24 protein-coding genes are annotated in these 25160 nt (G+C 57.2%); 9 read left to right on the plus strand and 15 right to left on the minus strand.

Features of this window, described 5'->3' with window-relative positions; translation table 11 throughout:
• Position 1: 1 nt before the first annotated feature.
• The 10 genes from nuoE to J7382_RS09775 form a co-directional block, all read right to left on the minus strand.
• The gene (gene nuoE / locus J7382_RS09730; RefSeq protein WP_209068853.1) at positions 2-1102 is read right to left on the minus strand and encodes an NADH-quinone oxidoreductase subunit NuoE; all 1101 of its coding nucleotides are present in this window, start codon (positions 1100-1102) and stop codon (positions 2-4) included.
• On the minus strand, positions 1102-2325 hold the full coding sequence (locus tag J7382_RS09735; protein ID WP_209068854.1) for an NADH-quinone oxidoreductase subunit D: 1224 nt from the start codon (positions 2323-2325) through the stop codon (positions 1102-1104). The genes nuoE and J7382_RS09735 overlap by 1 nt, the downstream gene beginning before the upstream one ends.
• A 154-nt stretch (positions 2326-2479) precedes the next feature.
• Positions 2480-3085, minus strand: a complete 606-nt coding sequence (locus J7382_RS09740; protein ID WP_209068855.1) for an NADH-quinone oxidoreductase subunit C — start codon at positions 3083-3085, stop codon at positions 2480-2482.
• A complete protein-coding gene (locus J7382_RS09745) occupies positions 3082-3615 on the minus strand; it encodes an NADH-quinone oxidoreductase subunit B (protein ID WP_188128126.1) in 534 nt (177 codons plus the stop codon). Before J7382_RS09745 ends, J7382_RS09740 begins: the two co-directional genes overlap by 4 nt.
• Entirely contained in the window at positions 3606-3971 is a 366-nt protein-coding gene (locus tag J7382_RS09750) for an NADH-quinone oxidoreductase subunit A (protein WP_058238057.1), read from the minus strand. Before J7382_RS09750 ends, J7382_RS09745 begins: the two co-directional genes overlap by 10 nt.
• A gap of 520 nt (positions 3972-4491) precedes the next feature.
• Positions 4492-5277, minus strand: coding sequence for a crotonase/enoyl-CoA hydratase family protein (locus tag J7382_RS09755; protein WP_209068856.1), 786 nt, complete (start codon positions 5275-5277; stop codon positions 4492-4494).
• Between the two features lie 18 nt (positions 5278-5295).
• A complete protein-coding gene (locus J7382_RS09760; protein ID WP_209068857.1) occupies positions 5296-6159 on the minus strand; it encodes a hydroxymethylglutaryl-CoA lyase in 864 nt (287 codons plus the stop codon).
• Positions 6160-6162: 3 nt separating this feature from the next.
• Complete coding sequence (locus tag J7382_RS09765) at positions 6163-6828, minus strand: glutathione S-transferase family protein (RefSeq protein ID WP_209068858.1); 666 nt, start codon at positions 6826-6828, stop codon at positions 6163-6165.
• A complete protein-coding gene (locus J7382_RS09770; protein ID WP_209068859.1) occupies positions 6825-8777 on the minus strand; it encodes an acetyl/propionyl/methylcrotonyl-CoA carboxylase subunit alpha in 1953 nt (650 codons plus the stop codon). Before J7382_RS09770 ends, J7382_RS09765 begins: the two co-directional genes overlap by 4 nt.
• A gap of 83 nt (positions 8778-8860) precedes the next feature.
• Positions 8861-10465: a carboxyl transferase domain-containing protein gene (locus tag J7382_RS09775; protein WP_209068860.1), complete on the minus strand. Its 1605-nt coding sequence runs from the start codon at positions 10463-10465 to the stop codon at positions 8861-8863.
• 212 nt (positions 10466-10677) lie between these two features.
• Here J7382_RS09775 and J7382_RS09780 point away from each other — a divergent pair, with 212 nt between their 5' ends.
• Positions 10678-11289, plus strand: coding sequence for an OmpW family outer membrane protein (locus J7382_RS09780; RefSeq protein WP_209068861.1), 612 nt, complete (start codon positions 10678-10680; stop codon positions 11287-11289).
• Positions 11290-11372: 83 nt separating this feature from the next.
• Here J7382_RS09780 and J7382_RS09785 read toward each other — a convergent pair whose 3' ends face one another.
• The 4 genes from J7382_RS09785 to J7382_RS09800 all read right to left on the minus strand — a co-directional run bounded on the left by J7382_RS09785 (position 11373) and on the right by J7382_RS09800 (position 14957).
• Complete coding sequence (locus J7382_RS09785; protein ID WP_209068862.1) at positions 11373-12536, minus strand: isovaleryl-CoA dehydrogenase; 1164 nt, start codon at positions 12534-12536, stop codon at positions 11373-11375.
• 158 nt (positions 12537-12694) lie between these two features.
• Positions 12695-14029 carry an MATE family efflux transporter gene (locus J7382_RS09790; protein ID WP_209068863.1) on the minus strand — a complete coding sequence of 445 codons (1335 nt, stop codon included), beginning with the start codon at positions 14027-14029 and terminating at the stop codon, positions 12695-12697.
• The gene (locus J7382_RS09795; RefSeq protein ID WP_058238065.1) at positions 14022-14531 is read right to left on the minus strand and encodes a PaaI family thioesterase; all 510 of its coding nucleotides are present in this window, start codon (positions 14529-14531) and stop codon (positions 14022-14024) included. The genes J7382_RS09790 and J7382_RS09795 overlap by 8 nt, the downstream gene beginning before the upstream one ends.
• Before the next feature lie 3 nt (positions 14532-14534).
• Positions 14535-14957, minus strand: coding sequence for a PaaI family thioesterase (locus tag J7382_RS09800; RefSeq protein WP_209068864.1), 423 nt, complete (start codon positions 14955-14957; stop codon positions 14535-14537).
• Between the two features lie 116 nt (positions 14958-15073).
• On the opposite strand from J7382_RS09800, the gene J7382_RS09805 reads away from it, so the two are divergent.
• The 7 genes from J7382_RS09805 to J7382_RS09835 all read left to right on the plus strand — a co-directional run bounded on the left by J7382_RS09805 (position 15074) and on the right by J7382_RS09835 (position 22380).
• Positions 15074-15454 (plus strand): MerR family DNA-binding transcriptional regulator, encoded by a 381-nt coding sequence (locus tag J7382_RS09805; RefSeq protein WP_058238067.1) that lies wholly within the window; start codon positions 15074-15076, stop codon positions 15452-15454.
• A gap of 288 nt (positions 15455-15742) precedes the next feature.
• Positions 15743-16144 carry a MerR family DNA-binding transcriptional regulator gene (locus J7382_RS09810; protein ID WP_209068865.1) on the plus strand — a complete coding sequence of 134 codons (402 nt, stop codon included), beginning with the start codon at positions 15743-15745 and terminating at the stop codon, positions 16142-16144.
• Positions 16145-16191: 47 nt separating this feature from the next.
• Positions 16192-17967, plus strand: coding sequence for an acyl-CoA dehydrogenase C-terminal domain-containing protein (locus J7382_RS09815; protein ID WP_209068866.1), 1776 nt, complete (start codon positions 16192-16194; stop codon positions 17965-17967).
• 61 nt (positions 17968-18028) lie between these two features.
• Positions 18029-18241, plus strand: a complete 213-nt coding sequence (locus J7382_RS09820; RefSeq protein WP_209068867.1) for a hypothetical protein — start codon at positions 18029-18031, stop codon at positions 18239-18241.
• A gap of 37 nt (positions 18242-18278) precedes the next feature.
• Positions 18279-18917 carry a glutathione S-transferase family protein gene (locus J7382_RS09825; RefSeq protein WP_209068868.1) on the plus strand — a complete coding sequence of 213 codons (639 nt, stop codon included), beginning with the start codon at positions 18279-18281 and terminating at the stop codon, positions 18915-18917.
• Between the two features lie 25 nt (positions 18918-18942).
• Complete coding sequence (locus J7382_RS09830; RefSeq protein WP_058238071.1) at positions 18943-20154, plus strand: acetyl-CoA C-acetyltransferase; 1212 nt, start codon at positions 18943-18945, stop codon at positions 20152-20154.
• Between the two features lie 24 nt (positions 20155-20178).
• A complete protein-coding gene (locus J7382_RS09835) occupies positions 20179-22380 on the plus strand; it encodes a 3-hydroxyacyl-CoA dehydrogenase NAD-binding domain-containing protein (RefSeq protein ID WP_209068869.1) in 2202 nt (733 codons plus the stop codon).
• A gap of 86 nt (positions 22381-22466) precedes the next feature.
• Here J7382_RS09835 and J7382_RS09840 read toward each other — a convergent pair whose 3' ends face one another.
• Entirely contained in the window at positions 22467-23135 is a 669-nt protein-coding gene (locus J7382_RS09840) for a Hint domain-containing protein (RefSeq protein WP_247744942.1), read from the minus strand.
• Positions 23136-23489: 354 nt separating this feature from the next.
• Here J7382_RS09840 and J7382_RS09845 point away from each other — a divergent pair, with 354 nt between their 5' ends.
• Positions 23490-25118, plus strand: coding sequence for an AMP-binding protein (locus tag J7382_RS09845; RefSeq protein ID WP_209068871.1), 1629 nt, complete (start codon positions 23490-23492; stop codon positions 25116-25118).
• Positions 25119-25160 lie beyond the last annotated feature (42 nt).

Genomic DNA, 25160 nt, shown 5'->3' on the forward strand with positions numbered 1-25160 from the left:
ATCAATCCTCGTACACGTCGCCCTTGGCGACTTTCTTTGAGAATTCGGTCTCTTCACCAGCGGCAAGGAGCTTGGCCTGATCGACCCAACCGTCCCGTTCAATGCGGCCTTTGAAGGAGAGCTTGTCATCCATTTCTGCAATGTCGTCCGCCCCCCATGCTGCGATCTGTGCAAAAGATGTCACGCCAGCATCGTGGAGTTTCTTCTCCAATGCAGGGCCAACACCTTTCAGCTTTTTCAGATCATCAGAGCCTTCAGAGACCTTTGGCGCAGATTTTGCCGCCTTTGGCGCCTCTGCTTTTTTGGCCTCTTCCGCCTGTTTCACAGCCGGTTTGGGTGCGGGCGCAGGTTTGGGCGGCTGGCCTTCGGCGGCACGGCCAGCAACCACACCGTCCTTGCCCACCCATGGGGTCAGGATTGGCACTTCGGTGCCGTCAATGCGCTTGATGCTGTCGCCAATGTCGGTCGCCAGCTGCACGGAGGCATTGTATTGCGTCTTGCCGCTGTCGTGGTCGGTCAGGCTGGTCAGGCCGGCAAGCGGCTCGGAAGCGTAACGGCCATTCTGTGGACCCGGCGTGGGCACCTTGCCTGCGGCCATCTCATCCAGCATCTTGGCAAAGCCTTCGGCGGTCAGATCCTCAAAATAGTCTTTGCCGATCTGTGCCATGGGGGCGTTGGTGCAGGCCCCAAGACATTCGACCTCTTCCCAAGAGAATTTGCCATCTGCCGAAAGCTCATGCGGCTTGGCCGCGATCTTCTCTTTGCAGACCGCGATCAGATCTTCTGCGCCGCAGATCATGCAGGAGGTGGTGCCGCAGATCTGAATATGAGCAACGGAACCCACTGGCTGCAGCTGGAACATGAAGTAGAAGGACGCCACCTCAAGCACGCGCATATAGGCCATGCCAAGCATGTCGGCGACGGCCTCAATCGCGGGCTTGGACAGCCAGCCTTCCTGTTCCTGCGCGCGCCACAAAAGCGGGATCACGGCAGAGGCCTGACGGCCTTCGGGATATTTGGTGATCTGGCCTTCCGCCCAAGTCTGGTTGGCGGCGGTGAAAGCAAAGCTTTCGGGCTGTTCGTGATACAGACGACGGAGCATTAGCGGTCGATCTCCCCAAACACGATGTCCATGGTGCCAATGATGGCGGCAACGTCAGCAAGCTGGTGGCCGGTGGCGATGTGGTCCATCGCCTGCAGGTGCAGATAGCCCGGCGCGCGCAGCTTGGCGCGGTAGGGTTTGTTGGTGCCATCCGCCACCATATAGACGCCAAATTCGCCTTTGGGCGCCTCGACAGCGGCGTAGACTTCACCGGCAGGCACGTGGAAGCCTTCGGTGTAAAGCTTGAAGTGGTGGATCAGGCTTTCCATCGAGGTTTTCATGTCACCGCGTTTGGGCGGGGTCAGCTTGCCGCGCGACAGCACATCGCCGGTGGCTTCGCGCAGTTTCACAATGGACTGACGCATGATGCTGACCGACTGGCGCATCTCTTCCATGCGCATCAGGTAGCGGTCATAGCAGTCGCCGTTTTTGCCAACCGGAATTTGGAATTCAAACTCGTTGTAGCACTCATAAGGCTGCGCGCGGCGCAGATCCCATGCCATGCCCACAGAGCGCGCCATCACACCGGACATGCCATAATCAAGCACGTCTTTTTCGGTGACCACACCAATGTCCACATTGCGCTGTTTGAAAATCCGGTTTTCGGTCAGCAGGTCATCAATGTCCTGAATGACCTCTGGGAACTCGATGGCCCATTCTTCGATATCATCCACCAGCTTGTCCGGCAGATCCTGATGGACACCACCGGGGCGGAAATAGTTGGCGTGCAGACGCGCACCACAGGCGCGCTCATAGAATACCATGAGCTTTTCACGCTCTTCAAAACCCCAGAGCGGCGGGGTCAGCGCGCCGACGTCCATCGCCTGTGTGGTGATGTTCATCAGATGGTTCAGCACACGGCCAATTTCGCAGAACAGCACGCGAATGAGCTGGGCGCGGCGCGGCACCTCTGTGCCGGTCAGTTTTTCAATCGCCAGACACCATGCATGTTCCTGGTTCATCGGCGCCACATAATCGAGGCGGTCGAGATAGGGCAGGTTTTGCAGGTAGGTGCGGCTTTCCATCAGCTTTTCGGTGCCGCGGTGCAGCAGGCCGACGTGCGGGTCGCACCGCTCGACAATCTCGCCATCCAGTTCCAGCACCAGACGCAGCACGCCGTGGGCCGCCGGGTGCTGCGGGCCGAAGTTGATGTTGAAGTTGCGGATCTTCTGTTCACCGCTCAGCGCATCCACGCTGCCGTCGTCAAATTTGGAGCCGTCCATTAGCCGTTCTCCTTATTATTCAAACGCGCTTTTCTGCGCACAGCCACACCAAGCCAAACCAGGGCTCCAAGAATAACAAAGAACGGTGTGGCCAGTATCCCGAAAGAGACAGCGCAGCCCATCAGGTCATCTTCGACAAGACATTCCAAAGGCATTACTTCGCGTCCCCTTTCTCGTCACCGGGCAGGATGTAGTTCGCACCCTCCCATGGCGACATGAAATCAAACTGGCGATAGTCCTGTGTGAGCTGCACAGGCTCATAGACCACGCGCTTCTGCACTTCGTCATAGCGCACTTCGGTGTAGCCGGTGGTTGGGAAATCCTTGCGCAGCGGGTGGCCACGGAAGCCATAATCGGTCAGCAGGCGGCGCAGATCCGGGTGATCGGAGAAGATGATGCCAAACATGTCAAAGACTTCGCGCTCAAACCAGTTGGCAGAGGGGTGCACCGGCACAATCGAGGGCACCATTTCATCTTCGCGTACAGACACGCGCAGGCGCACGCGCTGGTTCTGGAACATGCTGAGGAAGTGATAGACCACATCAAACCGTTTCGCACGCTCTGGGTAGTCTACGGCCGTCACATCCACCAGCGTGGAAAACCGGCAGGTTGCATCGGTTTTCAGGAAGGACACAAACGGGGCGATGTTGGCCGGGGCCACATCAATTGTCAGCTCGTCAAACGCAACATCCCAGCCAATGACACAATCCGGACGCTTGAGTTCAATGTAAGCGCCAAGTTCTTTGAGGTCTTCGCTCATCTTTCAATTGTCCCCGTGCGGCGAATTTTGCGTTGCAGCTGCAACAGACCATAAAGCAGGGCTTCGGCGGTCGGAGGGCAACCGGGCACGTAGATGTCGACAGGCACAATACGGTCACAACCGCGCACAACAGAGTAGCTGTAGTGGTAATAGCCGCCGCCATTGGCACAAGAGCCCATCGAGATCACATAGCGTGGCTCTGGCATCTGGTCATAGACCTTGCGCAATGCAGGTGCCATTTTGTTGGTGAGCGTGCCTGCCACGATCATCACATCAGACTGACGTGGGGAGGCGCGCGGTGCGATGCCAAAACGCTCTGCATCATAGCGCGGCATGGAAGTGTGCATCATCTCAACCGCGCAGCAGGCCAGACCAAAGGTCATCCAGTGCAGAGAGCCGGTGCGGCCCCAGTTGATCAGATCTTCGGCATTGGTCAGCAGGAACCCTTTGTCCTGCAATTCAGTATTCAGCGCCTGCGTGACAACTTCCTTGTCCACGCCAGCGGTATTTGCGCCCGTCATCACTCCCATTCCAAGGCCCCTTTCTTCCATTCATAGGCAAAGCCAATGGTCAGGACAGCGAGGAACACCATCATGGACCAGAAGCCGATCATCGAGACATCTTTGAAGGCCACCGCCCAGGGGAAAAGGAAGGCAATTTCGAGATCGAAGATGATGAAAAGGATGGAAACGAGGTAGAACCGGACGTCAAATTTCATACGCGCGTCATCAAATGCGTTGAAACCACATTCGTAGGCAGACACTTTTTCCGGATCAGGATGGCGAACGGCCAGAACCACGGCTGCGAGGATGAAGACCAGTCCAAGACCTATGGCGACGGCCATGAAGACGAGAATGGGGAAATATTCCCTGAGTATCTCTTCCAAAGGTAGCTCCTTTCATGCCCGCATCTGCGGCGCAGTCAAATGGCTGTAAAGGCTCTCTGCGGGTTTACTCCCGCCCCTTGCCGGGGTCAATAATTCCCGCGATATTTTAGATGGGTGTAAAATTGGTTAATATTGTTTATTTTCAGCACATTAAGCCAATTTCACAAAGACGTGCGTCAATCGGCCAACCAGTTTTTTTGTCCCCTCCCCCTTGAATACTGGACATTATGTCTTTGATTCCACGTCCTACGCTTTTCCGACTAAAATAGTCATATTAGCGACTCTCCCGGTGCATTTCTGCAATGCCTCTCCCGACAGAAACGCTGCAACGCTCAATTTCCGCTCTGCGCATTGTCGCATGACCACCACCACAGGATGAAAGCAGATTACTCGCAATAGGTTACCCCATAGAGAAACCGCAACCACCCAGTGTAGGGTGATCGCGGCCGGAAGACCTAGCATCGCATTGCAGCTCAGTTGAGCGCAGCAGGATCCGCGCAGTTTCTTGCAAAAATGCGGCCTATCGCGCCCAGGACGGCTTTTCCTTATTGAAAAACGCCTGAATGCCATCTTGGGCCTCCTGCCCTTCCCAACAGGCCACCAATTCCCCAATGGTGTGATCAATCACCGCATCATCGATGCGCGGGCCCAGCGTGCGCGCAAGGGCTTTGGCGCGCGCCACGGCCTGTGGCGCGCAGGACAGATAAGGCTGCACTTCCGCCTCAACGGCCGCGTCCAGCGTCTCGGAAGAGACGGCTTTGGCCAAAAGCCCCAAAGTCACCGCTTCGGCGGCACCAAACAGGCGCGCAGACATAAACACGCGCCGCGCCATGGCCTCTCCCATACGCGACAGAACATAGGGACCGATGGTGGCCGGGATGAGACCCAGTCTGGTTTCGGTCAATCCCATGGTCAAACTGTCCACGCCAATGGCCACGTCACAGACGCTGGCCAGCCCAACACCGCCGCCAAACGCATTGCCCTGCAGCCGGCCGATCAACGGCTTTGGCAAGGTGTTCAGAGCCTGCAAGGCCTCCGCCAGTTTGCGCGCCTCTATAAAGCGCGTTTTTGCATCGGCGGCCATCTGCGCCTGCATCCAGCCCAGATCCCCGCCTGCACAAAAGCTCTTGCCCGCGCCAGTCAGTACAACCACACGCACGGCCTCATCCGCGCCCAGCGCCTGTGCTGCTGCTTTCAACTCCACGATCATCTGGCCGGACATGGCATTGTGCTTTTCGGGACGGTTCAGGGTGAGGGTGGCAACACCCCGGTCATCCACGTCAATCAAAAGTGTCTCATAAGTCACTGGTGGTGTTCCTTATCTTTAAAGTGCGGGCAAACTGCGCATGTTGCGTGCCAGATCTGCGGCCTGTGCGAGGACATCGCCATCAAGCCCGGTATTATAGCCCAAGGTCGTCAGCCGCCCATGCACCGCTTCTGTGGCAACATTGCCCGCAGCTCCCGGCGCATAGGGGCATCCCCCTAGCCCGCCGACAGCCGCATCAAACACCCGCAGCCCGTGATCAAGGGAGGCTTCGATATTGGCCAGCGCCCGCCCAGACGTGTCGTGATAATGTCCGGCCAGCCTGTCCGCCGGAACGTAATCCAATACCGCCTGAAGCATCGCCGAAATGGTTTCAGGCGTGCCCTGCCCGATGGTGTCCCCAAGGCTGATTTCATAGCAGCCCACTTCATGCAGATGCTTTGCCACCTTTGCCACCGCCTGTGGGGGTGTGGGACCATCGTAGGGACAATCGGTGACACAGCTGACGTAGCCGCGCACCGGGAGGCCAATCTCTTTGGCCGCCGCGACAATGGGAGCAAAACGCTCAAAACTCTCTGCGATTGTTGCGTTGATATTGGCCTTGGAAAACCCTTCAGAGGCGGAGCCGAAGATCGCAATTTCATCCGCCTTGGCGGCAACGGCTCCCTCAAAACCACGCATATTGGGCGTCAGCGCCGCATAGTGCACCCCGTCATGTCGACAGATGCCCGCAAGGACGTCGGCACTGTCCGCCATCTGCGGCACCCATTTCGGGCTGACAAAGCTGGCGACCTCAATACGGCGAAACCCGGCGCGGCTGAGACAGTCGACCAGTGCGATTTTCTCCGCCGTGGGGATCTGACGTTTTTCATTCTGCAACCCATCACGCGGGCCCATTTCAAAAATCTCAACGCGGTATGCCATGGGTCAGGCTCCTTCCGGCACGGGGTAAAAGTTCTGCGTGTAGAACTCCTGTTCGCCATCTTTGGCACGGGCCGCCCCATAGGCTGGGCGCGCGGCAATGCGGTCGCGATAGGCACATAGTTTTGGAAACTCTGCGAGATCCACATAGTAAGGTGCAGCAAAGAGATTGAACCCCATCATGATGTCCGCTGCCGAAAATCCTTGCGCCAAAAGGAACTCCTGATCGCCGAGCAGGCTTTCCAGCGCGCCCAGCGTGGCGTGCAACCGCATGGTGGTGAGCTTGATGACGGTCGGGGAGGCCTGCGCCGGGTCACGCAGAAACACATGCGACATGTTCAACTGTTCCAGCAGAGACGCCTGTGTTTCGGCAAAATGCACCATTTGCAAATACCGCGCGCGGTCGGGCGTGCCGGGCAAAGCGGCCAAGCCAGCCTCTGGATGGGTTTCGGCAAGATATTCAACGATTGCGCCGCTTTCAAAGAGGCACATCCCGTCAATTTCCAGCGCAGGCACCCGCCCTGCGGGACTGAGTGCGCGCATGTCCGGCTGGCGCATGGTGCCTGCGCGGATGCTGTGCATGACAATCTGTGCAGAAAGCCCCAGCTCTTCTAACAGCCAGAGCACCCGAAAGGAGCGTGAAAAGGGGACGTGATGCAGCGTGATACTCATGCGTCTTCCTCTTCTTCCAGCAGGATCAGCGCCGTGCCATCTTCCACTTGCGCCCCTTCAGCAACCACAACATCCGCCACGACACCATCGCGGGGAGCCAGCATGGCGTGTTCCATCTTCATGGCTTCCAAAATGGCAAGACGATCCCCCTGGGTCACCTCTTGCCCCGCAACGGCAAAGACCGCCTTCACAAGCCCCGGCATCGGCGCAACAATCGTGTTGCCACCGGCCCCGGCATCCTCTTCTCGCTCAAGCGGATCCACCACCACAAAGCGGTATCCATTGCCCCAGAACACCGTCAACTCTGCGCCGTGGCGTGCCGTGCGGGCGGTGACCTTGGTGCCCTCCACCCACCAGCTCCCGCCCCGGAACGTGACGCGATGTGTCGCATCCTCAAGGGCAACCAGATACTCCGCGGTGCCGGTCACCGTGACATCCACCGAAAAGGGCACATCATTGTGGATCAGGGACAGGCTATGGGTCAGAGGAGACCACAGAACCAGCGTCTCGGCCGGCGCAGATCCATCCAGTGGCCGCATTCCCAAAGCTGTCAGCGCCGCTACCGCACGGGCTTTGGAACAGGCCGTGGGCTGGGTTGCCAGTGCGTCCATGTGGCGTTCGATCAAGCCGGTGTCCACACGCCCGGCGGCAAAATCTTCCTGCGCCGCCAAAAGCGCCAGAAAGCTGACATTGGTGACCGTGCCGCCCACATCCGTGTTGCGCAGCGCATGTTCGAGCTTTTTAAGCGCCACCGCCCGGGTTGGCCCATGCACCACAAGCTTGGCAATCATCGGATCGTACCATGGGCTGATGGTGTCGGCGGCGCGCACACCACTGTCGATGCGCGCATCCTGTGGGAAGGCAAGGTGGGACAGCGTGCCGGTTGCAGGCAAAAAGCCCTTGGGCACATCTTCGGCATAGATCCGGGCTTCAAAGGCATGCCCTGTGATGCTGAGCGCCTCTTGCGTTTTGGGCAGCGGCTCCCCTGCGGCGACCCGCAATTGCCACTCGACAAGATCCACACCGGTGATCATCTCGGTCACGGGATGCTCCACCTGAAGGCGGGTGTTCATTTCCATGAACCAGAACCCATCAGGCCGCAGACCATCGCTGCCATCCACAATAAACTCAATGGTGCCTGCCCCTTTGTAGCCAATCGCCTCGGCCGCGCGCACTGCCGCTTCCCCCATGGCGGCGCGCATCGCCTCTGTCATGCCCGGCGCCGGGGCCTCCTCGATCACCTTCTGGTGCCGACGCTGCAAAGAGCAGTCCCGTTCAAACAGATGCACCGCCTCTGTGCCATCGCCAAACACCTGCACCTCAATATGGCGGGGGCTGGTGACAAATTTCTCGATCAGCACATCGGGATTGCCGAAGGCTGTGGTGGCCTCCCCCTGCGCACTGACCAACGCATCCGCGAAATCAGTAGGATTCTCCACAAGCCGCATGCCTTTGCCGCCGCCGCCCGCAACCGCCTTGATCAGAACCGGATAACCGATTTCTGCAGCCTGCTCTGCCAGAAACGCACCGTCCTGATTGGTGCCGTGATAGCCCGGCACCACCGGCACATTGGCCTCTTCCATCAAGGCTTTGGCCGCGTCTTTGAGGCCCATCGCACGGATCGCGCTGGCAGAGGGACCAATGAATGTAAGCCCTGCGGCCTCAACAGCCTCCACAAACTCAGGGTTTTCCGACAGGAAACCATAGCCCGGGTGGATGCCCTGCGCGCCGGTATCCAGCGCCGCCTGGATGATCACATCCCCTTTGAGATAGCTCTCTGCCGGTGCTGCGCCGCCGATGTGCACGGCCTGATCGGCCAGCGCCACATGTTTGGCGGTGGCATCCGCATCAGAGTAGACGGCGACGGTTTTCACGCCCATGGCACGGGCGGTCTCCATCACGCGGCAGGCGATTTCGCCGCGATTGGCAATCAGAATTTTATCAAACATCGGGCGCATCCTTTGTGTTGAGACGTCGGACCGGGGGCTGCCTGCCCCCGGACCCCCGGGGATATTTTAGGGTCAAGAGAAGATCACATGCGGAAGACGCCAAATTTGGTCTCTTCAATTGGGGCATTCAAAGACGCCGACAGGCTCAGATGCAGCACGTCGCGGGTTTTGCGCGGGTCCACAATGCCATCGTCCCACAGGCGTGCAGAGGCGTAGAGCGGGTGGCTTTGCTCTTCGAACATGTCGAGTGTGGGCTGTTTGAAGGCCGCTTCGTCTTCCGCCGACCATTCCCCTCCCTGACGCTCAATAGCATCGCGTTTGACAGTGGCCAGCACGCCTGCGGCCTGCTCGCCTCCCATCACCGAAATCCGGGAGTTGGGCCATGACCACAAGAAACGAGGTGAATAGGCCCGACCCGCCATGCCGTAGTTGCCCGCCCCAAAGGAGCCGCCCACCAGCATGGTGATTTTTGGCACTTTGGTGGTGGCCACGGCGGTCACCATTTTGGCGCCATGGCGGGCGATACCTTCGGCTTCATATTTCTGCCCGACCATAAAGCCGGTGATGTTTTGCAAGAACACCAGGGGAATGCCACGCTGGGAACAGAGCTCCACAAAATGCGCCCCTTTGGCCGCGCTTTCAGAATAGAGCACCCCATTGTTGGCGATGATCCCGACCGGGCAGCCTTTGACATGGGCAAAACCGCAGACCAGCGTTTCGCCAAAGCGCTTTTTAAATTCGTCAAACCGCGAGCCATCGACGACGCGGGCAATTACCTCACGGATGTCATAAGGCGTGCGCAATCCGCCCGGCACCACACCGAGAATGTCTTCGGGGTCATAGGCTGGCTCTTCTGGCGACTGCCACGCGACGGTTTGCGGTTTGCTGCGGTTGAGATGTTTGAGCGCATCGCGCGCCAGAGCCAGCGCATGGGCATCATCATCTGCGAGATAATCCGCCACACCGGATAGGCGCGTGTGCACATCCCCGCCGCCCAAATCTTCGGCGCTCACCACTTCCCCTGTGGCCGCTTTCACCAGTGGCGGCCCTGCCAGAAAAATGGTGCCCTGCTCTTTCACGATGATCGTCACATCCGACATCGCGGGCACATAGGCGCCGCCTGCGGTGCAGGAGCCCATGACCACGGCGATCTGGGGGATGCCCTTGGCGCTCATGTTGGCCTGATTGAAGAAGATGCGGCCAAAGTGATCGCGATCCGGGAAGACTTCATCCTGCTGGGGCAGGTTGGCACCGCCACTGTCCACAAGATAGACGCAGGGAAGATTGTTCTGCTCTGCAATTTCCTGCGCGCGCAGGTGTTTTTTCACGGTCATGGGATAGTAGGTGCCGCCTTTTACGGTCGCATCATTGCAGACAACCATGACCTCCTGACCATGCACGCGCCCGATGCCTGCCACCACGCCAGCACAGGGGGCTGCGCCCTCATACATGCCATGCGCTGCGGTCGCCCCCACCTCAAGAAACGGCGACCCCGGATCCAACAACCCGGCCACGCGGCGGCGCGGCAGCATTTTGCCCCGGCTTTCATGACGGGCGCGGGATTTTTCGCCGCCCCCCATACGGGCAGCTTCAGCCACCTCACGCACAGTGGCGAGCATCTCCAGATGTGCCGCGCGGTTGGCGGCAAACTCTTCGGATCCTGTGATGATTTTGGATTGCAGCTTCATAGGGCCCCCATCTTGAATTGTGGCGCTGAGGTATGGCGTCTGTGCTGGACTGCGCGCAAAGTTCCAGCAGCCCGAAGGTCGGCGCAGCGCGGTATTTGACGCAGCTCAAACGGGTTTGTTTTTCGTTTTTGACTCATATCAGAGTTGCGACTCGGCAAATCCCCTACGCGGGACTCACGACATGGAATAACAATGAAAGAATGGGTCTCACCATGAAACGTATCAGTACTGTTTTGGCTCTTAGCACAGCGATCGCGACAGTGGCGGGCGGCGCAGCCTATGCGCAGTCTGCGGGGGATTGGACTTTGGGGATCGGTCTTGGCTACCTGAACCCGAAATCCGACAACGGCACCGTGAATGGCGCCGCGGCAACCATCGACAGCGACGTGCGTCCGATCTTCACCGCAGAGTACTTCATCTGGGACAATGTGGGTATCGAATTGCTGGCGGCGACGCAGTTCAAACATGAGATTTCTTTGGACGGCAACGCAGCGGCCACCACCAAACACCTGCCGCCCACCCTCTCGATCAACTATCACTTTGACACTGGGTCCAAATGGTCGCCCTACGCCGGTATCGGTCTGAACTACACCGCTTTCTCCGATGAAAAGCTGATCGGTAACGCCGCATCCATCGAACTTGACGACAGCTGGGGTGTGGCCGTGCAGGCTGGTGTGGACTATCAGATCTCTGAAAAAGGCGCGGTGCGTCTGAACGTGCGCTGGTTTGACATCGACACAGACGTCACCATTGGCGGTAACGCAGCGGGCACCGCTGAGATTGACCCAATTCTGGTTGGCATGTCCTACGTGCATAAATTCTGATCCTGATGGGTCAGGGCACCCTGCCCTTACATGTGACCGGCCTTCCGCAAGGCCGGTCGTTTTGTTTTTAAACAACCCTACTGTCAGGCCTGTGCGGTCATCAGTTCACGACCAATCAGCATGCGGCGGATTTCGCTGGTGCCTGCGCCGATTTCCATCAGCTTGGCATCCCGGAAGATGCGGCCCACCGGATTGTCAGACAAATAGCCCGCGCCCCCCATGGCCTGCACCGCCTGATGGGCCTGCGTCATCGCCACTTCGGAGGCATAGAGGCAGCAGGCCGCCGCATCCTGACGCGTGATACGGCCCTCATCACAGGCTTTCGCGCATTCATAGACATAGGCGCGCGCGGAGTTCATCGCGGTGTACATATCCGCGATTTTGCCCTGCATCAGTTGGAAGTTGCCAATCGACTGACCAAACTGTTTGCGCTCCACCATATAGGGCATGATCTCATCCAGACAGGCCGCCATGATACCGGTGCCAATGCCTGCCAGCACAACCCGCTCATAGTCCAGCCCCGACATGAGCACAGCGACGCCCTTGCCCTCTTCGCCAAGGACATTTTCAAACGGCACTTCGACATCTTCAAAGATCAGCTCAGCCGTGTTGGAGCCACGCATGCCCAGTTTGTCAAAATGCGGGCTGGTGGAGAAGCCTTTCATCTCTTTCTCGATTAGGAAAGCGGTGATGCCGCGCGGGCCTGCATCTGGATCGGTCTTGGCATAAACCACCAGCGTATCCGCATCCGGGCCATTGGTGATCCAATACTTGTTGCCGTTGAGCACATAGCGATCATTGCGCTTCTCAGCGCGCAGTTTCATCGACACCACATCAGAGCCGGCCGAGGGTTCGGACATGGCCAAAGCGCCGACATGTTCGCCCGAAATCAGGCGCGGAAGGAACTTGGCCTTTTGCTCTTCGTTGCCATTGAGCTTGATCTGATTGACGCAAAGGTTGGAGTGTGCGCCGTAAGACAGGGACACAGAGGCTGAGGCCCGTGCGATTTCTTCGACCGCAATCACATGCGCCAGATAGGACATGCCTGCACCGCCATATTCCTCAGACACGGTCACACCAAGCAGCCCCAAATCGCCAAATTCTTTCCAGAGTTCGTTTGGAAATGCGTTGTTCAGATCGATCTCCGCAGCCATGGGCTTGATGCGCTCCTGAGCGAAGCGATGCACCATCTCACGCAGCGCGTTGACGTCCTCACCCAAGTCGAACTTCATCGTGTGCATGAACATTGGGACCCTCCTCTGAATTATTTGAACACTTGTTCATATAACTAGTCTGACTCGCTTTTCGGATCAAGAAAAATTCCCAACACGCAAGCAAACAGCACAAGGCAGGCCGCGCGACCTGCCTTTGGCGACCCTATTTTGAACAAACGTAAGGATCGCTCTTAAGAGATTTTGGCCTCAAGGGCGGGATAGCGCAGAGCGAGGGAGAGCCCCCGCGCCACGAAGCTGACCATCAATGCGGCCCAGAGGCCGTGATTGCCCCAAAGCGGCACCATCACCAGCACGCATAGGAAATAAATGATAGCAGAAACGGCCATCATGTTGCGCAAATCGCGGGTCTGAGTGGCGCCGATGAAGATGCCGTCCAACATAAATGGCGCAATGCCCAACACAGGTGACAAGATCACCCATGGCAGAAAATCGCGCGCCAAGTCCCGAAGGTTGAGCGACGTGGTCATGGCGTCAATGATGAGCCCACCCAATCCCCAATACACCACCCCCAGCAGAACGCCGCCAACTGCGGCCCAGATCCCTGTCATTTTGGCCGCGCGACGCAAAGCGGAGCGATTGCGCGCACCAACAGCCTTGCCGGAAAAGGTTTCAACAGCGAAGGCAAATCCATCCAGAGTATGAGCGGTAATATAGAGAAACTGCATCAAAATCTGATTGGCGGCCAGAGTGTCATCTCCGAAGTCAGCACCAAACAGCAGAAAGGACATAAAGATCGACTGCAGCATCAGAGATCGCAGCAGAATATCTCCGTTCACGCGCGCCATTTCCCGCAGGGACGCGCGATCCAAAATGCGGGCAACCGACTTCCACTCAGGGTTTGCGAAGACCTCTCGGCACATCCAAAGCGCCAAGGCACAGCCGGAGACTTCTGCAATAAGCGTGGCAAAAGCCACCCCTTCAACGCCCAGGTTGAGACCCAGGACAAACCAGAGATCCAGCAGGATATTGAGGCCGTTCATCCACAGCTGCACCACCAGCACGGCCTTGGTGCGCTCCTGTGCAATCAACCATCCGGTCACCCCATAAAGCGCAATTGCGGCGGGCGCAGACCAGATACGGATCTGCAGATATTGCGCGGCCAGTGCCTCAACTTCGGGCGAGGCGGGAGACAGCCAGAATGCAGCTTTGAATAGCCCCACCTGCGTGAGGATCAGCAGGACACCCGCAAAGAGGCCGATCACCACGGCACGTGTCAGCATAGCGGCAACTTCACCGTGACGACCTGCTCCAAGCGCTTTGGCCGTCAGGCCAGTGGTGCCCATCCGCAGGAACCCAAAAATCCAGTAGAGTCCCGCCAGCACCACCGCGCCAATACCGACGGCGCCAATCGGCGCAGCCTCCCCTATCTGCCCAACAACCCCCGTATCCACCGCGCCCAGAATCGGCACAGTGGCATTTGAGATCACAATCGGAAGCGCGACATGCAAAATTCGCCGATGGGAGATATCCCCTAGCTCACCGGTGGCCGCCTTAAGATCATTCATCCCGTGTTGGCATCAAGAAATGGCCGGTGGCCTGTGCATAGAGCACGTCGCGCTGATCTTGCCAGGCCTCCACATGCACAGAGGCATAGCGGCGGCCAGAGCGGTTGACCCGCGCGCGGGCATAGGCGTCACGCGGCAGTCCAGACCGCAGATAGTCGACCGTAAAATCAATGGTCTTAGGCAGACGTGGCAGATGCCCTGCGGTCAGGCTTTCCATTGTGATGCGCCCGCTTTCGATATCATCCCACAAGCCAGACCACGCCAAACCGATCACGGCAGTGGTTTCCAAGAAACCCGCGGTGACGCCCCCATGGATGGCGGGCAACATAGGATTGCCGATCAGCTTGTCATCAAATGGCAGGATGGCGGTGAGTTCATCGCCGCGGCGCTCAAACTCGATGCCGAGGAAATTGATATAGGGAACACCGTGCACAAGCGCGCTCATCGCCGCATCGCGGCGTTGCTTCACGACCTGTACAGGTTCGGGACGGGACCGGGCCATGGATCAGCTCCTTTGCACAGTGAAAGTGCCCGTGGCCGTCGCCACTGGCAGCGCGTCATCTTCATCCACTGCGGTGGCACGAACAAAAGCAACGGAACGCGTGATATGATAGCATTCAGCCTTGGTGCGGATACTTTGCCCCGGCGTGGCGGCGCGCATGTAGTCAATACGAAGATCGATTGTCGCCGTACTGGAGGGAGACGACGGGTGGCACATAGCAGCCGCTCCGCAGCAGGTGTCCATCAAAGCAAACACAGCTCCGCCATGCAGAACGCCCGTTTCCGGATCCCCAACAATATTATCATTGTAGGGCAGAACCATCTCTGCCTTACCATCCCCGATATTGGTCAACTTCATGTCCAGCGCTTTGCAATGCGGAATCGCATTTATGAAGTGTTCCGCCATTTTTGCTTTCTGGGTGTCCATTCGCTCTCTCCGCCCGCAATCCGTCATTTATGAGCGTCAATTGTCGCGGTATTCAAGGGGGCGGTTGCTCTTGCTGCAGATGCAAACTAAGTTTCGCTTTCAAGGAGGCCCTGCAAATGTCTGATACTCGCCTGAGTTTTAAGGAAATGTGCGCACGATTCGACGTGACCCCGCGAACCCTGCGTTATTATGAGTATATTGAACTGCTTCAGCCCGAACGCGAAGGACGCAGCCGGTACTTCGGCCCCCGCGAAGTCGCACGCATGACGCTGATTATGCGCGGTCGCCGGTTTGGCATCAAACTCGAAGACATTCGTCAATGGCTCCTCATCTATGAACACGAAGGCACTTCAGCACAGATGCAGGCCTTTGTGGATATGGCCGACCGCCAAATGGAAGAGCTCGAAGAACAGCGGCAACAACTTGAGGAAGCGATGCGTGAACTCAAAGAACTGCGCGACGAAACTGCGGGCTTCTTAACGAAAGCGACCAGCTAACCTTCTTTTCAAGACGAAAGCTGCCATCGAGAGAGTCGCCGTGACGTCGAGGTCTACAGCTTAAACTTATGCAGAAAGCTCCCACATTTCGGGGGCTTTTTCTTTGGCCTGCGCTCGCCTGCAGCGCGGTTTTTTCCGGGAAAGTCCGCCTGACCCTACTTAAAAAAATGATCCTACGTCACATAGAATTGTGACGTGACGTCCTACTTACGTTAACGTCAAGCACTATAGTAAATCAATTCCCGAAGCCCATTTTGTAACCACCTTCCGACACGAAAGGACGCAATGATGAGCGAAGACACGATGACCATCCGCGAGATGTGTGACGCTTATGACGTCACACCTCGGACTCTTCGGTTCTATGAATCCAAGGAACTTTTGTTCCCAATTCGCGAAGGCCAAAAACGTTTGTTCACCAAACGTGACCGCGCCCGCCTCAAGCTGATTTTGCGCGGCAAACGGTTTGGGTTCTCGCTTGAAGAGATCCGCCAACTTCTCGACCTTTATGACATGGGCGACCAACAGGCGACCCAGATGCAGCGCACCTATCAAGTGGCGCAGCACCGTCTCAAGGACATGGAAGAACAGCGCGATGAGCTCAACGAGGCGATCCACGACCTCCGTGAACAGTTGAAATGGGGCGAGCAATTCATTGCTGATCTCCAAGATCAAAAAGACGCCGCGCAGTAAGCGCTGCAAAGACATTCCGTAACGGATCATCCAAAGGGAAGAGGCCAATGCCAACATATACCGCACCCGTCAAAGACATGCAGTTTGTCCTTCACGACATGCTGAAAGTTTCGAGCTCTGACATTCCGGGCTACGACGAGCTGGAAGCTGAATTCACCAATGCCGTTCTGGAGGAAGCCGGCAAACTGACAGCAGATGTGCTGGCACCGCTGAACGTGGTGGGTGATCAGGAAGGCTGCCGTTTGGAAAATGGCATCGTTTACACTCCGACTGGCTTCAAGGCTGCCTTTGAGCAGGTCAAAGAAGGCGGCTGGACCGGGCTGGATATGCCCGAAGAGTATGGCGGTCAGAACATGCCGTACCTGCTGGGCACCGCCGTTGGTGAGATGTTCTCTGCCTCCAACCAAGCTTTCACCATGTATCAAGGCCTGACCCACGGGGCCGCCGCCGCAATCCTTGCGCACGGTACAGACGAGCAGAAAAACAAATGGCTGCCCAAGATGGTCTCCTGTGAATGGACCGGCACCATGAACCTGACAGAGCCACATTGCGGCACCGATCTGGGCCTGATGCGCACGAAGGCTGAGCCGCAGGACAATGGCACCTACAAAATCTCCGGCCAGAAGATCTTTATCTCCGCCGGCGACCATGACATGGCCGACAACATCGTGCATCTGGTTCTGGCAAAAGTACCCGGTGGCCCAGAAGGCATCAAAGGCGTGTCCCTCTTTATCGTGCCGAAATTCCTCGTGGATGACGAAGGCAACATCGGCGCGCGCAATGGCGTTTCTGTTGGCAACATCGAAAAGAAGATGGGCATCCACGGCAACTCCACATGTGTGCTGAACTACGACGAAGCCGAAGGCTATCTGATTGGCGATCTGAACAAAGGCATGCGCGCCATGTTCACCATGATGAACGAAGCGCGTCTGGGTGTGGGCATGCAGGGTCTGGCTCAGGCGGAAGCCGCCTATCAGAACGCTCTGGCATATGCCAAGGACCGCCTGCAGGGCCGTGATGTGACCGGTGCGAAAAACCCGGATGGCCCAGCCGATCCACTGATCGTGCATCCTGATATCCGCCGCTCTTTGATGGATCAGAAATCCTTCGTGGAAGGCGCACGTGCGTTCATCCTCTGGGGCGCAACCATGATCGACAAAGCGCATCGCAGCGAAGACAAGGATGCCGATGGCCTGATCTCCCTGCTGACCCCTGTCATCAAAGGCTTCCTGACCGATGAAGGCTATGACATGACCGTCAAGGCACAGCAGGTCTACGGTGGTCACGGCTACATCGAAGAATGGGGCATGAGCCAGTTCACCCGTGATGCCCGTATTGCGATGATCTATGAAGGTGCCAACGGCGTTCAGGCGCTGGATCTGGTCGGTCGTAAGCTGGCTGTTGATGGTGGCAAGCACGTGATGGCCTTCTTTGATCTTGTGAAGACCTTCTGCAAAGAAAACGGTGAAGATGAAGCGCTGAAAGACTTCGTGGAACCGCTGAAAGCAGCCTCCAAGGATCTGCAGGCCGCCGGCATGTATTTCATGCAGGCTGGCATGAAGAACCCAAATGACGCGCTGTCTGGCTCCAACGACTTCATGCATCTCTTTGGTCACGTCTGCCTCGGCCTGATGTGGGCACAGATGGCCAAAGCGGCGAATGCTGCGCTGGCCTCCGGTGAGGGCGATGCAGAATTCTACGAAACCAAACTGGCGACTGGTCGCTACTACATGGCACGTCGTCTGCCTGCGACTGGCCTGCATCTGGCACGCATCCAGACTGGTGGCGACACCGTCATGGCGCTGACTGCAGACCAATTCTGATAAAGCTGGGCGGGGGTAGTCCCCGCCCCCTTCCCGTTTCTGGCGTCATAGTGGAGGACAGATGCCCAAGCGTTTCAGACTGACCCGTCGGTTCCCAGTTGCGATGACTGAGGACGGCTACCGGAAGCTCCGAAGCTTTGCGGCAGAGGCTGGTCTGGATGAAGGTGAAGCGCTTTCGTTTCTGTTTGAAAACTTTGACGTTGTAACGGATCAAGATCAGCTGGCGCAGCGTCTGCGCCAGTTCAACGCGACCTTGGACGCCCGAAAACGCTGACAATGGCCGCGCATCACATTGCCAAGGGGAGGACGGCATGACAATCAAACTCTACTGCTTTGGGGAAAGCGGACATTCCTACAAGGCCGCTCTGGCGCTGGAGCTTTCCGGCCTCGACTGGGACCCTGTGAAAGTTGATTTCTTTGCCGGAGAAACCCGATCTGACGCCTATCGTGAGACGGTGAATGAAATGGGGGAAGCTCCGGTTTTGGTGGATGGGGATCTCAAGCTGTCTCAGGCCTCTGTGATTCAGGATTACATCTCTGAAAAAACTGGCAAGTTTTCTGGCAAGGATGACGCGGAGCGTCGCGAAATCCTGCGTTGGCAATTCTGGGACAATCACAAGTTCAGCTCTGTTGCTGGCGTGACCCGTTTCCTGATCCACTTCCTGCCTGCGGATAAGCAGCCCAAAGAAGTGATCGCCTTTAATCAAGGTCGTTTGAAAGCGGCCTATGATATTTTGAACAAACACCTTGAAGGCCGCGATTGGATTGTGGGGGAAAGCCTGAGCAATGCCGATCTGACCTGCTGTTCGTATCTTTACTACCCTGAACCCTTTGGTTTTGACCGCAGCCAGTGGCCCAATATTGATCGCTGGCTGACCAATATTTCCGAAACACCGGGGTGGAAACACCCCTATGACCTGATGCCCGGCTCCCCCGCGGACCGTGCCTAAAATCGCCTGATAATAGGAGACCACAATGACCGAAGCCTATATCTATGACGCCGTGCGCACCCCGCGCGGCAAAGGCCGCAAGGACGGCAGCCTGCACGAGGTGACTTCTGTTGCCTTGTCCAAGACTGTTCTGAACAGCCTGAAAGAACGCAACGGCCTCGAAGGCCACGCCGTGGAAGATGTGATCTGGGGCAATGTGACCCAAGTCAAAGAGCAAGGCGGCTGCCTCGCACGTACAGCCGTGCTCGCCTCCGATCTGGATGAGCGCATCCCCGGCCTGGCCATCAACCGTTTCTGCGCCTCCGGCATGGAAGCTGTGAACCTTGCCGCCAACCAAGTCAAAGGCGGCGCGGGCGACGCCTATATCGCTGGTGGTGTTGAGATGATGGGCCGCGTGCCAATGGGGTCGGATGGCGCGGCCATCGCCGTTGACCCATCCGTTGCCATGGACATGTATTTTGTTCCACAGGGCATCTCTGCTGACATCATCGCGACGGAATATGGGTTCACCCGTGATCAAGCGGACCAACTGGCCATGGAATCCCAGCGCCGGGCAGCAATGGCGTGGGAAGAAGGCCGTTTTGACAAATCCATCGTGGCAGTCAAAGACATCAACGGTCTGACCATTCTGGACAAAGATGAATACATGCGTCCGGGCACCGACATGCAGTCGCTGGGCGGCCTGAAGCCTGCGTTTAAAGAACAGGGCGAAGTGATGCCCGGTTTTGATAAACTGGCGCTGATGAAGTACCCGCATCTGGAGAAGATCAACCACATCCACCACGCCGGGAACTCCTCTGGCATCGTGGACGGCTCTGCTGGTGTTCTGATCGGCAACAAGGAATTTGGCGAAAAATACGGCATCAAACCGCGCGCGGTGATCAAGCAGACCTGCAAAATTGGTCTGGACCCCACCATCATGCTGACCGGTCCTGTCCCTGCGACCCAGAAGATCCTAAAAGACGCAGGCATGGCGATCAGCGACATTGATCTGTTTGAAGTGAACGAAGCCTTCGCTTCTGTTGTAATGCGCTTCCAGCAGGCCTTTGAGGTGGATCCTGAACTGATCAACGTCAACGGCGGCTCCATTGCCATGGGTCACCCGCTGGGCGCGACCGGTGCGATCATCATTGGCACGCTGCTCGACGAGCTTGAGCGTCAGGACAAAGAAACAGGTCTGGCCACGCTCTGCATCGCATCCGGCATGGGTGCTGCCACCATCATCGAACGCGTGTAATCCGCCGACAACAGGATAAGAGACATGACTGATTTCACAATGAACGTCGGCGACAACGGTGTCGCCATCATCACCTGGGACGTGGCTGACAAATCCATGAACGTCCTGCGCAGCGAGTCTTTTGGTGAGCTGAACGCGCTGATCGACGAAGTGCTGTCCAATGACGACATCAAAGGCGCTGTGATCACTTCCGGCAAAAAAGGCACCTTCGCAGGGGGCATGGATCTCAACGTTCTGGGGTCCATCCGTGAGGAAGCAGGTGATGAGCCTGCGCAGGCGCTGTTTGATTTCACCATGCAGGGCCACCAGTTCCTGCGCAAAATCGAACGCGCGGGCATGGACCCGAAAACCAACAAGGGCGGCAAGCCTATTGCTTCCGCTCTGCCGGGCACTGCACTGGGTATTGGTCTGGAACTGCCGCTGGCAACGCACCGGATCTTCTGCGCCGACAATCCAAAAGCCAAAATTGGCCTGCCTGAAATCATGGTTGGCATTTTCCCGGGCATGGGCGGCACCACGCGTTTTGTGCGCATGATGGGCGCGATGGCGGCCTCCCCCTTCCTGCTGCAGGGCAAGATGGTCGATCCTAAGAAAGCCAAAGCGGCTGGCATCATTCATGAAGTGGTGGACGATCCTGTCGCCGCCGCGACCGAGTGGGTGCTGAACGCCACAGATGCGGACATTGTGAAACCATGGGATGCCAAAGGCTACAAAATGCCGGGCGGCGATCCGTATCACCCTGCAGGCTTCATGACCTTCGTGGGCGCCTCTGCCATGGTCAACGGCAACACCTGGGGCGTGTACCCAGCGGCCAAAGCCATGCTTTCTGCGATCTATGAAGGGGCGCAGGTGCCATTTGACACAGCTCTGAAGATCGAAGCGCGCTGGTTTGTGAACGTTCTGATGAACCCGTCGTCTTCTGCCATGATCCAGTCCCTGTTCATCAACAAGGAAGCACTGGAAAAAGGCGCAAACCGCCCCGACGTTCCAGATCAATCCGTCAAGAAAGTTGGCGTTCTGGGCGCAGGCATGATGGGCGCGGGCATCGCGCTGGTATCCGCACAGGCGGGCATGGATGTTGTGCTGATTGACACTTCTCAGGAAGCGGCGGATCGCGGTAAAGCCTACACAGAGACCTATCTCGACAAGGGCATGAAGCGCGGCAAAGTGACGGCCGAGAAGAAAGAGGCCATGTTGGGCCGCATCAATGCGACCACAGATCTCAACACCCTCTCTGACGTCGACCTGATCATCGAAGCCGTATTCGAAGATGTGGGCGTGAAGGCGGAAATGACCAAGAAGGTCGAAGCCATCATTCCCGAGGACGCGATCTTTGCCTCCAACACCTCGACCCTGCCGATCACTGGTCTGGCCGAAGCCTCTGTGCGCAAGGAGCAGTTCATCGGCATTCACTTCTTCTCCCCAGTAGAGAAGATGGCTCTGGTGGAAATCATCAAGGGCGATGAAACCGGCGATCGTGCGGTCGCCAAGGCGCTGGACTATGTGCGTCAGATCAAGAAGACCCCAATCGTTGTGAACGATGAGCGCTTCTTCTACGCCAACCGCTGCATCATTCCTTACATCAACGAAGGCGTGATGATGGCTGGCGAAGGCGTTGGCCGTCCGCTTCTGGATCACGCTGCGCAGCTGCTGGGCTTCCCAGTGGGTCCGGTTCAGCTGGTGGATGAAACTTCCTTTGATCTTGGCGCGAAAATTGCCAAGGCGACCATGGAAGCCATGGGCGATGCCTATCCTAAATCGGTGGCAGATGACGTGACCTTCTGGATGGTTGAAGAAGGCCGACTGGGCCGCAAATCCAAAGGTGGCTTCTTTGACTACGATGAAAAAGGCAAGCGCCTTGGCTATTGGGAAGGCTTCAACGAGAAGTTCCCTCTGCTGGAAGAACAGCCTGATGTTGTCGAAGTTCAGCACCGCCTGATCTTTGCGCAGGTTCTGGAAGCTGTGCGCGCATTGGAAGCCGGTGTTCTGGAAGACATCCGCGAAGGCGACGTTGGCGCGATCTTGGGTTGGGGCTTCATGCCATGGTCCGGTGGCCCCTTCAGCTGGCTCGACATTGTTGGTGCCGCTTGGGCTGCGGAGCGTTGCGACGAACTGGCCGCAAAATTCGGCGACCGTTTTGCCTGCCCACCGCTGCTGCGTGAAATGGCTGACAAAGGTCAAACCTTCTACGGCCGCTTTGGCCCAGCTGCAAAAGCTGCCGCCTAAGTCACTCTTCAAAAAAATGAAAACGCCCGGACCTTTTTCAGGTCCGGGCGTTTTGTGTTTACCCGTAAGCTTTGCTTAATGTGGCGTCAGGCAGCCTGCCTGAGCTCTGGAACTGGCACTCCCAACGTTTTGACACGGCCAGTTTCCAGCAACGCCTGCGCCGCGTTCACAGGTAGCATTTTATAGTTAGGCGCTCTACCAAAGCGCGGCCGCACCCCTGCGCGCAGCCCCCAATAGCATTGGGAAAACGCAAGTGTGCCCCCGTTCACAAACACCATCTGATCCTCCGCAAAGACCGGGAGCACCGCAGACAGGCTGCCCTGTGGCTCAATACGCTCAACACCTTCGACAATCTCCAACGCAGCGGCAGGGAGCAAGGCATAGGGATCCCCCCAAGCATCCCGCACGTCAGGGCTTTCCACAAGAATACCCTGATGCGGAGGTACAATCAGATCCTGTCTGTTTTCCAAAGTGCCCTTTGGCACATGCAGAGGCCACAGAGGGCGTGGCGTCAATTGTTCAGAGGTAAAAACAACCTCAGGAACCAGCGCTGTGATGCGCTGAAATCCTGCGTCAAATGTGAGAACTTCGTCCCCAATGCAAAGCTTCTCCACACTTGCCCATCCCCCGGGAGTCGCCACGCGGCTTCCGGTAACAAGACCACAGCCAGCTGTAGATAATACGGGTTTCTGTCCCGTTGTTTGTTTGCGCGCCGCCAAAGCAAGACGCGCCCTTTCTCTCAGTGTGCCCACCATTCCATCCACCAAATTCTAGAGGGTTTTCCATCCGAGTGCTTGCCACTGCACGTTTTCAATGTGCGCGCAGTTGGCCGCAATTGGGATTATTTTGTGTCAGCATCTAGAATTGGTAAACAATTCCAAATGGATAACAGGCATTCGATCGAAAGTTTCAACAAAATCGCTTCTAACTTTTGCAACCTAAACGTCAGTACAACCTTGGTAACTGCACACCCCACAAACAGAGAAACCGCCGCTCGCGTACATAAATTTCCCGAAAACCCATCAATCCGTGCGTATTATTACCGACTTTTCATTTCCCACGACAGATAGCAATGTGCCCGCAAAATTTTTGATCGGGAGGAATCGCCCATGGGTTGGATGGCTGACGAAACAGGATTGGAAAAATGCGCGGCGAACTATGTGCCGCTGACCCCTTTGTCCAGTCTCAAACGCGCTGCACAAGTTTTTCCTGAGCGGCTTGCACTGGTGCATGGCGCAACACGTCTATCTTACCGGGCCTACTATGAGCGGTGCAGTCGACTGGCATCTGCCCTCAAGCAGCGCGGCGTTGCACCCGGAGATGTGGTGGCCACGCTGTTGCCCAATGTGCCGGAAGCCGCCGAAGCGCATTTTGGCGTGCCAGCCTGTGGTGGTGTTCTGAACGCGATCAACATCCGTTTGGACGTGGCCACTGTGGCCTACATCTTTGCGCATGGAGAAGCCAAAGTTGTTTTGGTGGACAGCGCCTTTGTGTCTTTGGCCGAAGCGGCCGTGGCGGAAATGTCCGGAACAACGCCTCAGATCATTGAGGTCGCGGCGCCAGAGTTTGGACATCCCGCAAGTGGTCGGCATCCCACATATGAGGATCTGATCGAGCAAGGCGCGCCAGATTTCGAATGGATCATGCCCGAAGATGAATGGGAGAGCATTGCGCTGAACTATACCTCGGGCACCACGGGCAAACCAAAAGGCGTGGTCTATCACCACCGGGGAGCCTATCTGAACGCGATGGGACAGGTGCTGAGCTGGCGGATGACACTGCACCCCGTGTATCTGACAATTGTGCCGCTGTTTCACTGCAACGGATGGTGCCACACTTGGATGATGCCCATGGTGGGCGGCACCATTGTCTGTTGTCGCGACATCACCGCGAAGAACATCTTTGATGCCATCGCCGATGAGGGCGTCACCCATTTTGGCGGCGCACCGATTGTGTTGAACACTTTGGTCAATGCCCCCGAGGCAGAGCGGCGCAGCTTTGACCATGTGGTGGAGGTCTTCACCGCGGGCGCTCCCCCTGCCCCGGCCACTTTGGCAAAGATTGAACCGATGGGCTTTCATGTCACCCAGGTCTACGGGCTGACCGAAGTCTATGGGCCAGCGACGGAATGCCTTTGGGACACAACGCGTTGGAACGACCTTGAAGGCACGGAACGGGCGGCCATCAAAGCACGTCAGGGCGTGCCGATGCCCTTTATGGATGACATCACCGTCATGGATGAAAAAATGGCGCAAATTCCGATGGATGGTACTGCGGATGGTGAGATCATGATCCGTGGCAATGCGGTGATGAAAGGCTATCTGAAAAACCCGGAAGCGACCAAAGAGGCCTTTGCTGGTGGATATTTCCACTCTGGGGACATCGCGGTACAGCACCCCGACAGCTATGTGCAGATCACGGATCGCGCCAAGGACATCATCATTTCCGGTGGCGAAAATATCAGCTCCGTCGAAGTGGAAGGCGTGCTGATGCATCACCCCGCTGTGAGCCTCGCCGCAGTTGTGGCCAAGCCCGATGAAAAATGGGGCGAAGTGCCCTGCGCCTTTATCGAGCTTCTGGACGGACAGAGCGCAGACGAAGCCGAGATCATCGCTTTTGCCCGCAAAGAACTGGCCGGGTTCAAGACACCCAAGAAGGTGGTTTTTGGCGAGCTACCCAAAACCTCAACCGGGAAAATTCAGAAGTTTGCCCTGCGCGAAGCCGCCAAAAACTTCTGAGCACGCGGACCTGCACTGGCATAAATTAGCACAGGTTTGCCA

Source organism: Shimia sp. R11_0 (assembly GCF_017744035.1).
In the GTDB taxonomy this organism is placed as follows: Bacteria; Pseudomonadota; Alphaproteobacteria; order Rhodobacterales; family Rhodobacteraceae; genus Shimia; species Shimia marina.

Excerpts from the sequence above, each read along its gene's own strand:
- J7382_RS09765 (WP_209068858.1), bottom strand. The coding sequence starts at position 6,828 with ATGAGTATCACGCTGCATCACGTCCCCTTTTCACGCTCCTTTCGGGTG.
- J7382_RS09820 (WP_209068867.1), top strand. The coding sequence starts at position 18,029 with ATGCCCAAGCGTTTCAGACTGACCCGTCGGTTCCCAGTTGCGATGACT.
- J7382_RS09785 (WP_209068862.1), bottom strand. The coding sequence starts at position 12,536 with ATGTTCATGCACACGATGAAGTTCGACTTGGGTGAGGACGTCAACGCG.
- J7382_RS09780 (WP_209068861.1), top strand. The coding sequence starts at position 10,678 with ATGAAACGTATCAGTACTGTTTTGGCTCTTAGCACAGCGATCGCGACA.
- J7382_RS09845 (WP_209068871.1), top strand. The coding sequence starts at position 23,490 with ATGGGTTGGATGGCTGACGAAACAGGATTGGAAAAATGCGCGGCGAAC.
- nuoE (WP_209068853.1), bottom strand. The coding sequence starts at position 1,102 with ATGCTCCGTCGTCTGTATCACGAACAGCCCGAAAGCTTTGCTTTCACC.
- J7382_RS09825 (WP_209068868.1), top strand. The coding sequence starts at position 18,279 with ATGACAATCAAACTCTACTGCTTTGGGGAAAGCGGACATTCCTACAAG.
- J7382_RS09840 (WP_247744942.1), bottom strand. The coding sequence starts at position 23,135 with ATGGTGGGCACACTGAGAGAAAGGGCGCGTCTTGCTTTGGCGGCGCGC.
- J7382_RS09770 (WP_209068859.1), bottom strand. The coding sequence starts at position 8,777 with ATGTTTGATAAAATTCTGATTGCCAATCGCGGCGAAATCGCCTGCCGC.
- J7382_RS09740 (WP_209068855.1), bottom strand. The coding sequence starts at position 3,085 with ATGAGCGAAGACCTCAAAGAACTTGGCGCTTACATTGAACTCAAGCGT.
- J7382_RS09735 (WP_209068854.1), bottom strand. The coding sequence starts at position 2,325 with ATGGACGGCTCCAAATTTGACGACGGCAGCGTGGATGCGCTGAGCGGT.
- J7382_RS09775 (WP_209068860.1), bottom strand. The coding sequence starts at position 10,465 with ATGAAGCTGCAATCCAAAATCATCACAGGATCCGAAGAGTTTGCCGCC.
- J7382_RS09800 (WP_209068864.1), bottom strand. The coding sequence starts at position 14,957 with ATGGACACCCAGAAAGCAAAAATGGCGGAACACTTCATAAATGCGATT.
- J7382_RS09745 (WP_188128126.1), bottom strand. The coding sequence starts at position 3,615 with ATGGGAGTGATGACGGGCGCAAATACCGCTGGCGTGGACAAGGAAGTT.
- J7382_RS09805 (WP_058238067.1), top strand. The coding sequence starts at position 15,074 with ATGTCTGATACTCGCCTGAGTTTTAAGGAAATGTGCGCACGATTCGAC.
- J7382_RS09760 (WP_209068857.1), bottom strand. The coding sequence starts at position 6,159 with ATGGCATACCGCGTTGAGATTTTTGAAATGGGCCCGCGTGATGGGTTG.
- J7382_RS09810 (WP_209068865.1), top strand. The coding sequence starts at position 15,743 with ATGAGCGAAGACACGATGACCATCCGCGAGATGTGTGACGCTTATGAC.
- J7382_RS09815 (WP_209068866.1), top strand. The coding sequence starts at position 16,192 with ATGCCAACATATACCGCACCCGTCAAAGACATGCAGTTTGTCCTTCAC.
- J7382_RS09795 (WP_058238065.1), bottom strand. The coding sequence starts at position 14,531 with ATGGCCCGGTCCCGTCCCGAACCTGTACAGGTCGTGAAGCAACGCCGC.
- J7382_RS09790 (WP_209068863.1), bottom strand. The coding sequence starts at position 14,029 with ATGAATGATCTTAAGGCGGCCACCGGTGAGCTAGGGGATATCTCCCAT.
- J7382_RS09835 (WP_209068869.1), top strand. The coding sequence starts at position 20,179 with ATGACTGATTTCACAATGAACGTCGGCGACAACGGTGTCGCCATCATC.
- J7382_RS09830 (WP_058238071.1), top strand. The coding sequence starts at position 18,943 with ATGACCGAAGCCTATATCTATGACGCCGTGCGCACCCCGCGCGGCAAA.